The 11,872-nt window shown below is 63.4% G+C and carries 12 protein-coding genes; 6 read left to right on the top strand and 6 right to left on the bottom strand.

All coding sequences use genetic code 11. From position 1 onward, the window contains the following. Positions 1–19: 19 nt before the first annotated feature. Entirely contained in the window at positions 20–1,558 is a 1,539-nt protein-coding gene (locus ACQ651_RS11770; RefSeq protein ID WP_227285115.1) for an MORN repeat-containing protein, read from the top strand. Positions 1,559–1,652: 94 nt separating this feature from the next. On the opposite strand, the gene ACQ651_RS11765 is transcribed toward ACQ651_RS11770, so the two are convergent. After that, positions 1,653–3,359 (bottom strand): bifunctional sulfate adenylyltransferase/adenylylsulfate kinase, encoded by a 1,707-nt coding sequence (locus ACQ651_RS11765; protein ID WP_430449361.1) that lies wholly within the window; start codon positions 3,357–3,359, stop codon positions 1,653–1,655. A 173-nt stretch (positions 3,360–3,532) separates the two neighbouring features. Beyond that, entirely contained in the window at positions 3,533–4,528 is a 996-nt protein-coding gene (gene trxB / locus ACQ651_RS11760) for a thioredoxin-disulfide reductase (RefSeq protein ID WP_227285113.1), read from the bottom strand. Between the two features lie 217 nt (positions 4,529–4,745). Between trxB and ACQ651_RS11755 the strand changes: the two genes are divergently transcribed. Together ACQ651_RS11755 and ACQ651_RS11750 are read left to right on the top strand one after the other, a co-directional pair. After that, complete coding sequence (locus ACQ651_RS11755) at positions 4,746–5,246, top strand: Lrp/AsnC family transcriptional regulator (RefSeq protein WP_121899172.1); 501 nt, start codon at positions 4,746–4,748, stop codon at positions 5,244–5,246. Continuing rightward, complete coding sequence (locus ACQ651_RS11750; RefSeq protein ID WP_430449360.1) at positions 5,243–6,898, top strand: sulfotransferase; 1,656 nt, start codon at positions 5,243–5,245, stop codon at positions 6,896–6,898. The genes ACQ651_RS11755 and ACQ651_RS11750 overlap by 4 nt, the downstream gene beginning before the upstream one ends. Positions 6,899–6,968: 70 nt before the next feature. Here the strand turns inward: ACQ651_RS11750 and ACQ651_RS11745 are convergent, their stop codons facing one another. The 4 genes from ACQ651_RS11745 to lgt form a co-directional block, all read right to left on the bottom strand. After that, entirely contained in the window at positions 6,969–7,100 is a 132-nt protein-coding gene (locus tag ACQ651_RS11745) for a hypothetical protein (protein WP_267898159.1), read from the bottom strand. Positions 7,101–7,386: 286 nt separating this feature from the next. Next, complete coding sequence (gene pgeF / locus ACQ651_RS11740) at positions 7,387–8,160, bottom strand: peptidoglycan editing factor PgeF (protein WP_430449359.1); 774 nt, start codon at positions 8,158–8,160, stop codon at positions 7,387–7,389. Next, on the bottom strand, positions 8,135–9,232 hold the full coding sequence (locus ACQ651_RS11735; protein ID WP_430449358.1) for a class I SAM-dependent methyltransferase: 1,098 nt from the start codon (positions 9,230–9,232) through the stop codon (positions 8,135–8,137). The genes pgeF and ACQ651_RS11735 overlap by 26 nt, the downstream gene beginning before the upstream one ends. Further along, positions 9,229–10,143 carry a prolipoprotein diacylglyceryl transferase gene (lgt, locus tag ACQ651_RS11730; protein ID WP_430449357.1) on the bottom strand — a complete coding sequence of 305 codons (915 nt, stop codon included), beginning with the start codon at positions 10,141–10,143 and terminating at the stop codon, positions 9,229–9,231. The genes ACQ651_RS11735 and lgt overlap by 4 nt, the downstream gene beginning before the upstream one ends. 113 nt (positions 10,144–10,256) lie before the next feature. On the opposite strand from lgt, the gene ACQ651_RS11725 reads away from it, so the two are divergent. From ACQ651_RS11725 to ACQ651_RS11715, 3 genes are all read left to right on the top strand, one after another. Continuing rightward, on the top strand, positions 10,257–10,508 hold the full coding sequence (locus ACQ651_RS11725) for an accessory factor UbiK family protein (RefSeq protein ID WP_227285108.1): 252 nt from the start codon (positions 10,257–10,259) through the stop codon (positions 10,506–10,508). A gap of 49 nt (positions 10,509–10,557) precedes the next feature. Continuing rightward, entirely contained in the window at positions 10,558–11,085 is a 528-nt protein-coding gene (locus ACQ651_RS11720) for a hypothetical protein (RefSeq protein ID WP_227285107.1), read from the top strand. A gap of 259 nt (positions 11,086–11,344) precedes the next feature. Then, positions 11,345–11,848 carry a YbjN domain-containing protein gene (locus tag ACQ651_RS11715; protein WP_227285106.1) on the top strand — a complete coding sequence of 168 codons (504 nt, stop codon included), beginning with the start codon at positions 11,345–11,347 and terminating at the stop codon, positions 11,846–11,848. The last annotated feature ends 24 nt before the right edge of the window (positions 11,849–11,872 follow it).

Here is an 11,872-nt window from a genome sequence, read left to right as displayed (position 1 = left end):
GCATAAGCCGGGGTGGGGCATGATCCGACATTTGGCCGGGGCAGCAGCGTTTGGTCTGGTGCTGTCTGGTGCCGCCGCCGCGCAGGTGGATATCGAGATCTACGACAATGGCGGGATCTACGAGGGCGAGTTCCGCAACGGCGTTCAGCACGGGCAGGGCACCTATCGGCTGCCCAACGGGTATGAATACACCGGAGAATGGGTCGACGGCGAGATCCGCGGCCAGGGGCGCGCGGTTTTTCCCGACGGGTCGATCTATCAGGGCACCTTCGCCGCCGGACGGCCCGAAGGCTTCGGGATGATCACATTTGCCGACGGGTCCACCTATGAGGGGGAGTGGTCGGACGGCCTGATCAACGGGCAGGGTGTGGCGCTTTATGCAAATGGCGTGCGCTATGAGGGCGGATTTCAGAATGCGCTGCATCACGGGACGGGCGTGATGGAAAGCCCCAATGGCTACCGGTTCGAGGGTCAATGGAACAACGGCCTGAAGGAGGGCCGCGGAACGATCACCTATCCCGATGGCGCGGTCTATGAAGGCGAGTTCGAGGCCGGACAGCGGGCAGGAACCGGCCGGTTGGAGATGGCCGATGGTGTCGTTTACGAAGGGGAATGGGCCGGCGGGCAGATCAACGGCGAGGGTGTGCTGACCCAACCCAATGGAGATGTCTACGAAGGCACGCTGATCAATGGCCAGCGACAGGGCCGGGGCGTGGTGCGGTATTCCAACGGCGATGTCTATGAAGGCGAGTTTGCCGATGACCGCCGCCACGGTCAGGGCACGTTTACCGGGGCCGACGGATATCTTTACGTGGGTGAATGGACCGAAGGCCGGATCGAAGGCGAAGGGCAGGTTACCTACCCGGACGGATCGATCTATCAGGGTATGTTCCGCAACGATCTGGCACACGGGCGCGGCACCATCACCTATGAAGACGGGTCCAGCTATGAAGGAGACTGGGTCGACGGCGTCATCCAGGGGTTCGGGATTGCACGCTATGCCAACGGGCTGGTTTACGAAGGTCAGTTCCTGAACGCCCGTCAGCACGGGCAAGGCGTGATGACGCAGCCCAATCCCGAATATGATGCCGAGGCCGCCGCGGCGGCGGGGCCGGGGTATGACGTGCCCGAGTTTCTCTACCGCTACGAAGGCGCGTGGGAAAACGGCCTGCGCCACGGGCAGGGGATCGCCACCTATGGCGACGGCACCATTTATGACGGCGGGTTTGCCGAAGGTCAGCGTTCGGGTACGGGAACCCTGCGGATGCCCGACGGGTTCTCCTACACCGGGGAATGGGCGGATGGAGAGATAAACGGAACCGGTGTCGCGACCTATGCCAATGGCGATGTCTATGAAGGCGTGTTCGTGAATGGCCGGCGTCAGGGGATCGGCACGATGACCTATGCAACCGGTCAGGTGGTCGAAGGCGAATGGCAGGATGGCAGGTTGTCGGAGGCAACCGAAAACGCCGCCACGCCCGCACCGGCACCTGCCGCCGAGCCCGACACGACCGAGGCCGCGCCGGAGGGCACGACCGAGCCCGCCGCAGACCAGTAGCGGGGAGCCCCCGGTCCGCCGTCTGCCGTTTGGGATTGCGCGGCCCACGGGAGGTGCCGAAGGGTGATTGGGGGGGCACCCCCGCCTTCTGCGGTCAGCCCGCGATCAGACCCATGCTTTCCAGCTTCAGCAAAACCTGCTGCGCGCAGAAATCGACTTCCGTCCCCTCGGTGTCGACAACAAGTTCGGCGGCCTCGGGGGCTTCATACGGGTCTGAAATTCCGGTGAATTCCTTGATCTTGCCTTCCCGCGCGAGCTTGTAGAGCCCCTTGCGGTCGCGGCGTTCGCATTCTTCGAGGCTGGTGGCCACATGCACCTCGACAAAGGCGCCGTAGGCTTCCACCATTTCCCTGACGGAGCGGCGCGTTGCGGTGTAGGGCGCGATGGGCGCACAGATCGCGATACCGCCATTCTTGGTAATCTCCGACGCGACATAGCCGATCCGGCGGATATTGATATCGCGGTGCTCCTTCGAAAATCCCAGTTCGGAAGACAGGTGTTTGCGCACCACATCGCCGTCGAGAAGTGTCACCGGGCGTCCGCCCATTTCCATCAGCTTCACCATCATCGCGTTGGCGATGGTCGATTTGCCCGACCCGGAAAGCCCGGTGAAGAACACGGTGAAACCCTGTTGCGATCGGGGCGGACGGGTGCGGCGCAATTCGGCCACAACGGCGGGGAAGCTGAACCAGTCGGGGATTTCCAGCCCCTCGGCAAGGCGACGGCGCAACTCGGTGCCGGAGATGTTGAGAACCGTGGAGTCCTCGGCCACTTCGTCCGCGGGCTGATACTCGGCACGCTCCTGCACAAACACCATGTGCTTGAAGGGGACCATCTCGATCCCGATTTCGTCGGCATATTCCTTGAACAGATCCTGCGCGTCATAGGGCCCGTAGAAGTCCTCCCCCTGGGAGTTCTTTCCGGGGCCCGCGTGGTCCCGCCCGACGATGAAATGCGAACAGCCGTGGTTCTTGCGGATCAGCCCGTGCCAGACGGCTTCCCGCGGGCCGGCCATGCGCATGGCCAGATTGAGAAGGCTCATCGTCGTGGTCGCGGAGGGGTACTGATCCAGCACCGCCTCGTAACAGCGGACCCGCGTGAAATGGTCGATATCGCCCGGCTTGGTCATGCCGACGACCGGGTGGATCAACAGGTTTGCCTGCGCTTCCTTTGCCGCGCGGAAGGTCAGTTCCTGATGCGCGCGATGGAGCGGATTGCGGGTCTGGAAGGCAACGACACGGCGCCAGCCAAGCTTGCGGAAATAGGCGCGCAATTCGTTCGGCGTATCGCGGCGGGCGCGGAAATCGTAATGCACAGGCGGCTGGATGCCGGTGATCGCGCCGCCCAGATAGACCGGGCCCGCGACGTTGTGCAGATAGTTCACGGCCGGATGCGCGATATCGTCGGCTCCAAAGACCATCTCGGCCTCGCGGGCCTTGTCGGGCGTGTATTTGTCGCCGACAGAGAGGATGGCGAGGATCACACCTTCCTGATCGCGCAGCGCGATATCCTGCCCGGGTTCGATGCCATCGGCGAAACCCTGGCTGACATCCAAGGTGATCGGCATTGGCCACAATGTGCCATCGGCCAGGCGCATCGTCTCCACGACGCTTGTGTAATCCTCCTCGGTCAGAAAGCCCTTGAGCGGGCTGAACCCGCCATTCATGAGCAGTTCCAGATCGCAGATCTGGCGCGGCGTCATATCCCAGCTTGGCAGATCGGCCGCCTCGTTTTTCAGTTTCAGGGCGGACTCGTAGGAGACAAAAAGCTCGGGGATCGGGGCAAGCGGTTGGATGGGCATATACTCTGGCTTCCGAATTTGAACGGGACAACACACGTGAGACGGCCCCGGAGCCGCCCCTGACCCCGCTCTCTAGTGCTGGAATATGGCCATATTCAAGCGATCCGGTGTCGCGTCGGCGAAATCGGGACGAAATGTGTTGTTTTAAACCCGCCGGGGGGACGTGCGTTCGCCTATTCGGCCGCGTCGGTCGCAACGGCGTAGACACCGGCGTCGGTGACGGTCTCGCCATCCTGCTCGGCCAGAAATTTCTCGGCGTCCAGGGCCGCCATGCAGCCCATCCCGGCGCTGGTTACCGCCTGACGATAGATGTGATCGGTTAGATCCCCGGCGGCGAACACGCCGGGAATGGAGGTGCGGGTGGAGCCGGGCTCCACCTTCACGTAGCCGCCATTGTGCATCTCAAGCTGATCCTTGACCAGTTCGGTCGCGGGCGAATGGCCGATGGCGACGAAAAAGCCCTTGCACGGGATCTCGGTGATCTCGCCGGTCTCCACGTGTTTCGCGCGCACGCCCTCGACGCCCCGCGGCTCGTCCGTGCCGACAATCTCCTCGACGGTATGGTTCCAGAGCACCTCGATCTTGGGGTTCTTGAACAGCCGGTTCTGCATGATCTTTTCCGCGCGCAGGCTGTCGCGGCGGTGGATCAGGGTCACCTTGGAGGCGAAATTGGTCAGAAACAGAGCCTCTTCGACCGCCGTGTTCCCGCCGCCGATCACCACGATCTCCTGCCCACGGTAGAAAAACCCGTCGCAGGTGGCGCAAGCCGACACGCCGAACCCCTTGAAATGCTCCTCAGACGGGAGGCCAAGCCATTTCGCCTGTGCGCCGGTGGCCAGAATGACCGCATCGGCGGTGTAGGTCGTGCCGCTGTCGCCGACGGCGGTGAAGGGCCGGGCCGACAGATCCAGAGACATGATGTGATCGCTGACGATCTCGGTTCCCATCTCCTTGGCGTGGTTTTCCATCCGCACCATCAGATCGGGGCCCATCACACTGCTGTCGCCGGGCCAGTTTTCCACATCCGTCGTGATCGTCAGCTGTCCGCCGGGCTGGATGCCCTGCACAAGTACCGGCTTCAGCATCGCGCGGGAGGCATAGACCGCGGCGGTATAGCCTGCAGGGCCGGAACCGATGATCAGAACGGGGGAATGGCGGGTGTCGGACATGGGATGGCAGCTTTCGACAGAGGATGGCACGAGCCTTGGTTCCCGCGATATAACGATCACCGCGGGTGGAATAAAGGGTTTGCCAATGCCGCCGTGGAAAGCCTTGCAATTGGGTCTGGGCTCTTCCATATGTTGCGCAGATGCGAAATATTGTTGCGTCACCTGTCTTGAATCGGGATGATTCTGACATCCGGCGAAGCGAAAAGGGGCGTTATCCATGGCAGGCAGCAAGCTCGACCCGATCGACAGGAAGATTCTGGCCGAGCTGCAGGACGATGGCCGCATGACCAATGTGGAACTAGCAAAGCGCGTCGGCATCTCCGCGCCGCCCTGTCTGCGCCGGGTTCGCACGCTGGAAGAGGCGGGGTACATCAAGGGGTATCACGCCGATGTCGATGCCCGTCAACTGGGCTTCGAGGTGCAGGTCTTCGCGATGGTCGGGCTGCACAGCCAGGCGGAGGCCGATCTGGTCGCCTTCGAAAGCCTGTGCCGGTCCTGGCCGCTGGTGCGCGAATGCCACATGCTGAATGGCGAGATCGACTTCATCCTGAAATGCGTGGCCCCTGATCTGAGCAGCTTCCAGACCTTCCTGACCGAGCATCTGACCTCGGCGCCCAATGTCGCATCGGTCCGCACGTCACTGGTGATCCGCGGTGCCAAGGACGACCCGGGTGTGCCTTTTGACGTCATGGAGGATCGGTTGAGCCAGTCGGCATGAAGAAGCCGGTACTCCCGCCGAAGCAACCGTCCATATCCGAGGCGTATCAGGCCGCGCTCAAGGCGCAGCAGGCCGGGCGGCTCGCCGACGCCCGAAAAGGCTATCTGGATATTCTCAAGCAGAAACCGCTGGCCGAGCCGATGTTCCAGATGGGCGAGATCAGCGCCAGAACGGGCGATCTGCCCGGTGCAGCCAAATGGTATCGGCGCGCGCTCAAGCTGAAGCCAAGGGAGCCCGCGCTTTGGCAGGCTCCTGCGCGGGTCAGCCGCGAGGGGGAACGCGAAAAGGTCTTGCGTCAGGCGAAGGCGGCGGGGGTGCCCCTCAGATCGACCGCGGCGGAGCTGGTGGCCAGGGCCGACGATCTGCTGGCCGCCGGGCAGGGCGAGAAAGCCAGACAGACCTATCGCGCCGCGATCAAGGCGGGCGGGCCGGCCCTGCAGGTTCTGACCCATATGGGAACACGGCTTGGCGATGCCGATGACCATGACGGCGCCCTGTCCGTCCTCACCGAAGCCATTGCGCTGGCCCCGACGGCTGCGGTGCCCAGGGTTGCCCGCGCGGCCTTGTTTCAGACCCTGGGCCAACTGGACAGGGCCGAGGCCGACCTGCGCGCGGCGCTGCAATCCGCACCCGCCCATGGCGGCGCGTGGCTGGCGCTCATGCGCGGGCGCAAGCAGGCAAAGGGTGCCCCGGATGTGACCGAGCTGGAGGCGCGGCTGGCCGACGGGGTCAGCGATCCGGAAGCCAGGCGGCTGATGTGTTTTGCCCTGGCCAAGGCGCTGGAGGATCAGGGGCGTTATGACGAGGTTTTCGCCCATCTCAATGTCGCCAACCGGATCACGGCGAGGAAGTTTCCGTATGGATTTGACAGCGATCTGAAAACGGCGCGGTCACGGCTGCGGAGCTTTGGGCCCGATCGATTCGACGGGTATTCCGATATCGCACCGATTTTCGTGACCGGCCTGCCCCGGTCGGGGACAACGCTGGTGGAGACGATTCTGGGTGCCCATCCCGGTGTCACCCCGGGCGGGGAAATGGCTTTGTTCAGGGATACGATCACGCCATTGGTCGAGGCGCAGAGCGCCGGGCGACACCCCTCTCCGGAGGCCTGGGAAAAGGCGGGCGCAGCCTGGGCCGAGAAGGTGCGGGCCAGGCTGGGCCCGAGGCGCCCGACGGATAAATCCATCTCTACCTTCGCGCAGATGGGCCATGTGGCCCGCGCCCTTCCGAACGCAAAATTCATTCTGCTGGACCGCGACCCGCGCGATGTGGGCCTGTCTATCTACAAGAACCTGTTTCCCGACGGGTTGCATCGTTACGCCTATGATCTGGCCGAGATCGGCCGGTACATTCGGCTTTTCGAGACGGTAACCGCCGCCTGGCAGGAGCGATTGCCGGGCCGTGTGAAAGTGATTTCGTACGAGGCGCTGACAGACGATCCGGAGCCGCAGATCCGCGAGCTTCTGGATTTCTGCGGGTTGAGCTGGGACCCTGCCTGTCTCAATCCCGAGCGGACCGGGCGGGCCGTCAAGACCCTGAGCGTGGCGCAGATCCGTCAGCCGATCAATCGCGGCTCCGTACAGGCGTGGCGACGGTTCGAGAACGATCTGCAACCTCTGATCAAGGCGCTGGAAACAGAGATCACGCTCTGACCCGGCCGCAGAACAGAGAAAAGGCGGCCATTCTAGCCGCCCTCTCTTGCAAGCATTCCGCTCGATGGTTTCAGCTGGCTTTGTCGAGCAATTCGCCCGTCTCCGCCCGCTTTTCTGCCCGGACCTGTCGTTCCCAGGGCATCCGGATCAGGTCTTTCCGGCTTTCAGCCAGAACCGATGTCATCCAACGCCGCGTTTCCATGTCCCAGTTCCTTTGTGCAGATCTTGTGGCTTGCCCGGGCGCGCTGCCCGTCTTGCAACAATCTGCACATTCAATGGGGCAGTCTTGCGACTTTTATCCTAATTCCCCGTAAAAATCCGTGGCGAAAATGTGGCCCCGTCGCCGTGCGTTTCAACTCGGTTTTCATGAAATTCGATGGATCGCTCTGGCCGGTTTGAGGCAGAGCCGCGGCAGGGCCTGCCCATACCTTGCCCAAATCGGCGATGCCTGGCCGCCAAAAGAGATGGGCCGATGAGGTCACTAAGGGCTAAAGCCGAATCGCCGAGATAAGGCGGCCGTAATCGGCCGCGCCCTCATGGGTCGCCCGGCGGTAGGAGTAGAAATGCGAGGGGTCGGAATAGGTGCAATGCCGCGTCCATTCCGCCTGCGCAATGCCTGCCGCGCGCAGACGCATCAGCCCGTAGGCCGGAAGATCGAACAGATACCTGTCGCCCGGCCCGTTGATGAAGAAGCGCGCGGTTTCCGGATCGTCGTCAAGAAACCGGTCGATGAACTCCGGACCGACCTCATAGGCGCGTTGGCTGATCGTGGGGCCGATCACCGCGCGAATATCCTCGCGCCGCGCGCCGGTCTCCACCATGACCTCGATCGTGCGTTCAAGCACACCGTCCAGGGCGCCTTTCCACCCGGCATGGGCGGCCCCGATCACCCCCGCGATTGGGTCCGCGAACAGGACGGGCTGACAATCGGCGGTCAGCACGGCAATCGCGGTGCCCGGTGTCGCGGTAACGATCCCGTCTGCGCGGGGGACCGGATCGGGGCGCCCATCGGTGACCAGAACGGCATCGCTCGAATGCACCTGATAGATCGTCACCAGGCGGTTCCTGTCGACGCCCATCGCATCGGCCACCCGGTCCCGGTTCATGGCGACGATTTCCGCCTGATCCGAAGACCCGCCGCCGCAATTCAAGCCCTCGAAAACACCCGAGGAGGCTCCGCCCTTCCGGGTGAAGAAGCCATGTCTCACGCCGTCCAGCAGGCTGGAGGTCAGAGGCTCAAGGCGTGTCGTGACCGGGGACATCGGGGGCAGCGGGCTCCAGGGCAGGCAATGGCGGGGCGTCGGGCGGGCAAAGGCCCATGACTTTGAACAAGGTTCCCATTTCATCGGGGTGCGTCAACCGCTTGTGGGCGGCGATATGCTGTTCGCGCGCCGGGCCGCTCAGTTTCGCGGCGAGTCTTTCGGCGCGCATGCCGATCCCCAGGCGTTCGAGAAACATGCCCTGCGGGACAAGCGTGGTGGCGCGCGCGGGCGCCGCGGCGCGGGCCAGCGGCCCGAATGCCAGATGTGCGGTGAGATCGGCGGTGCCCGGATCCTGCAGCGGGTCGACCGTGCCGTGCCCGGCAACCGCCTGAAGCGTATCGCCCCGGCTTTCCCAATCGCCATAATCCACGATCAGTGCAGCGCCCCCGTCCTTGGCGATGCGCCTGCCGATCTCTTCGGCCAGCGGCAGGGCGGGGGCGTTCAGTTCAACCAGATGGCCGGGCGGGCTGGTCTGCAGAACGTCATCCAGCGCCGCGATCCCCCGTTCGGGGCCAAGCCCCCAGAACAGGCGGCTGCCATCGGTCCCGATCTGGCGTTCATACCACCCGGTGTCCGCCCGCAGAAACTGGCGGATCGGCAGGGCATCGAAGAACTCGTTCGCGACAAGAAAGAGCGGACCGTCCGGGAGATCGCCGACATGGTCGCAAAAGAACGGCTCCTGCCCCCGCAGGGCGGCCTTCTGGCGGGCCCGCAAAACCGGCGAAGCCTCCACCAGTGCCAGTCGCATCGCGGCGTGAAACCCTTCCACGATCGCGGTGGCGCGCAAGATATCGGCCATCAGCGTCCCGCGCCCCGGCCCCAGTTCGGCCAGCACGAAATGGGGGGGACGCCCCTGATCCAGCCATACCTGCGCCAGCCACAGGCCAAGGATTTCGCCGAACATCTGGCTGATTTCGGGCGCGGTGATGAAATCGCCCCTGGTGCCGAGCGGATCGCGGGTCGTGTAATAGCCGTCGCGCGGATTGAGCAGGCATTCGGTCATGTATTCCGAGACGGAAATCGGTCCTGTCCGGACGATCCGCGCAATCAATCGACGCCCAAGCGGTGTCACGCGGCGCGCCTGCGGGCGAGGACGATGATGGCAATGCCGATCAGCAGCATGGGCAGCGACAGGAGTTGCCCCATGCTGAGCCCGATTTCAGGGCTGAGCGAGATCACGTGGCCAAGCGGATTGTCCGGCGTGATGAATTGCGGGTCCGCCTGACGGAAGTATTCGACGATGAACCGGCCAAGCCCGTAGCCCGCCAGAAACAGGCCCATGATCTGCCCCGGGATTTTCAGCCAGCCGCAGCGATAGATCAGCCACAGGATCACGGCGCCCAGAAGCAGGCCTTCCAGCCCGGCCTCATAAAGCTGCGAAGGGTGGCGCGCGCAAAGCGTTTCCCAGGCGCGTTCCACCAGACCGACCGGGCCGGGGCAGCTTTGCGCGTACTCTCCGGGAAAGATCACCCCCCATGGCGCGTCCGTGGGCCGCCCCCAGAGTTCGGCATTGATGAAATTCGCGATCCGCCCCAGAAGCAGCCCCGGCGGCGTCGCCATCGCCATCGCGTCGCCCACGCTGGCCATCGGCAGCTTGTGGACCCGGCAGAACAGCGCCCCTGCGATGACCACGCCCAGAAGCCCGCCATGGAAGGCCATGCCGCCCTGCCAGATCATCGGAATCTCCGCCGGGTTCTGCAGGTAATAGCTCGGCTGGTAGAACAGAACGAAACCGAGCCGCCCACCCAGAATGACCCCGATGATGACCCAGGTGACCAGGTTTTCCACATGCTCCGGCGTCATCGGCGCGGTGTTGCCCGGCCAGAGTGCCGGACGCCGGACCGCCATTACCACCAGACGCCAGCCGATCAGAAGGGCCGCGATATAGGCCAGGGCGTACCAGCGCAGTGCCAGTTCGAATCCTCCGATGGTGAACGAGATCAGTTCCGGCGAAATGTCGGGGAAGGGAATGGCGGCCTGCATGGGGTCTCCGTTGCCTGTGATTGGCCAGTGGATGGGGTGTGCCTGCGGCGAAGTCAACCTTGATCCAGGCGCCTTGCGCCGCCATATCAGTCCTTGGCGACATGGAGGCTCTGATGCAGACCCGCAACAAGATCATGGAAGATATCTCTCAGCTTATGACCAACGCGATGGGCGTGGCTCAGGGCGCGAAGGACGAGGCCGAGACGGCGATGAAGTCGATGATGGATCGCTGGCTGGCGGATCGCGATTTCGTGACCCGCGAGGAATTCGATGCCGTCCGTGCCATGGCGCAGAAGGCAAGGGAAGAGAATGAGGCGCTGAAAGCGCGGATTGAGACGCTTGAGGCCGGCAAAGCCAAAAAGTAATCCCGGCATGACCATCCTTTTGGCCAATTAGGCCTCTAAACCGGGTGGCATGATCATCAATCTGCCCTCGCAAGACCCGGTTGTTTCCGTCGCTCATACGGTCTTCCGCGCCGCCTTTGTCGGCGCCGTCTGGACCGGGGTGATCGTCGCCGCGCAAATGTTCATCCTTGCCGTCTTCTACGGCTCGGGCGCTGTGCTTTCGGCCTTTTTCGGCCTGATCCTCGGCACTGGCATCAGTTTCGTCATCTGGCTTCCGGGGCTTACGGTCGCGGTCCTTTTCGCCCGCCACCTGATCCGGCGGGACCTGCTGGCGCATCCGCGGTTCTGGCCGATCTGGACCGGCGCCTCCGCCTGTCTGGCGGCATTCCTGCTCAGCCTGCTGTCGACCCAGGGCATCGGCGTGCTGATATCGTATCTGCCGATCCTGTCTCCCGCGCCTTTGGGCGGTGCCTCCGCAGGGCAGTTTCCGGTCTGGAACTCGCTGCTTGCCGCGGCGATCTGCGGGTCGGTCGGGATATGGGTCGGGGCAAGCCTGGGGCGGGGCCTCAACCACGAAAAACTGGCCTCCTCCGCGTGATACGATCGGCCGGACCCGGCCACCTGACCGCAGCCTGTTGACCACTTTCAGATTTCTGTGGATAGAGCCGCATCGCGGGGCTTTGCGCGCGAATTCACGAAAATACTGCTTTACAGGCCCGGCTCTACGGCCCACCATATCTTGTATGGGGTCGGGATCAATCCGGCGACCCATAGGTTAGACACCCAGCTTCTAGTGGGCGTCATGGTCGAAAAGACCAGACCCCGCCGAGGCTGCTAACAAAAAAGAGGCCTGGGCAATGTCACTTTCCGAGCAGTATTTCGAGACCGACGAGATCCACCCAATCGACATCGTGGAGACGATCGCCACGCATCACGATTGGGATTTCGACCGTGTCGCCGATGACCAGATTGCGATGGCGATCGAGGGTCAGTGGCGCACCTATTCGGTCACGCTTGCCTGGTCGTCCTATGACGAAACCCTGCGGATGATCTGTACCTTCGATATGGAGCCGCCCGAAGAGATGCTGGGCAAGCTGTACGAAACGCTGAACCTTGCCAATGACAAATGCTGGGCCGGGGCGTTCAGCTACTGGCATGCGCAACGGCTGATGGTGTATCGCTACGGGCTGGTTCTGGCCGGGGAGCAACTCGCCTCGCCCGAACAGATTTCCTGCATGGTGGAAACGGCGGTTCTGGCGGCCGAGCGGTATTATCCGGCCTTCCAACTGGCCTGTTGGGGAGATTCAACCCCGTCCGAGGCGATGCAGGTCGCCATTGCGGAGAGCTTTGGCCGGGCCTAGTCTCACCTGCGGCGAATGCCGGAG

The organism is Rhodophyticola sp. (assembly GCF_965284195.1).
In the GTDB taxonomy this organism is placed as follows: domain Bacteria; phylum Pseudomonadota; class Alphaproteobacteria; order Rhodobacterales; family Rhodobacteraceae; genus Rhodophyticola.
This window is presented reverse-complemented; position numbering and strand designations above follow the sequence as displayed.

Coding starts and splice junctions, on each gene's coding strand:
- lgt (WP_430449357.1), bottom strand. CDS start 10,143: ATGCAGGCCGCCATTCCCTTCCCCGACATTTCGCCGGAACTGATCTCG.
- ACQ651_RS11770 (WP_227285115.1), top strand. CDS start 20: ATGATCCGACATTTGGCCGGGGCAGCAGCGTTTGGTCTGGTGCTGTCT.
- ACQ651_RS11755 (WP_121899172.1), top strand. CDS start 4,746: ATGGCAGGCAGCAAGCTCGACCCGATCGACAGGAAGATTCTGGCCGAG.
- ACQ651_RS11745 (WP_267898159.1), bottom strand. CDS start 7,100: ATGGAAACGCGGCGTTGGATGACATCGGTTCTGGCTGAAAGCCGGAAA.
- ACQ651_RS11715 (WP_227285106.1), top strand. CDS start 11,345: ATGTCACTTTCCGAGCAGTATTTCGAGACCGACGAGATCCACCCAATC.
- ACQ651_RS11720 (WP_227285107.1), top strand. CDS start 10,558: ATGATCATCAATCTGCCCTCGCAAGACCCGGTTGTTTCCGTCGCTCAT.
- ACQ651_RS11725 (WP_227285108.1), top strand. CDS start 10,257: ATGCAGACCCGCAACAAGATCATGGAAGATATCTCTCAGCTTATGACC.
- pgeF (WP_430449359.1), bottom strand. CDS start 8,160: ATGTCCCCGGTCACGACACGCCTTGAGCCTCTGACCTCCAGCCTGCTG.
- ACQ651_RS11750 (WP_430449360.1), top strand. CDS start 5,243: ATGAAGAAGCCGGTACTCCCGCCGAAGCAACCGTCCATATCCGAGGCG.
- ACQ651_RS11765 (WP_430449361.1), bottom strand. CDS start 3,359: ATGCCCATCCAACCGCTTGCCCCGATCCCCGAGCTTTTTGTCTCCTAC.
- trxB (WP_227285113.1), bottom strand. CDS start 4,528: ATGTCCGACACCCGCCATTCCCCCGTTCTGATCATCGGTTCCGGCCCT.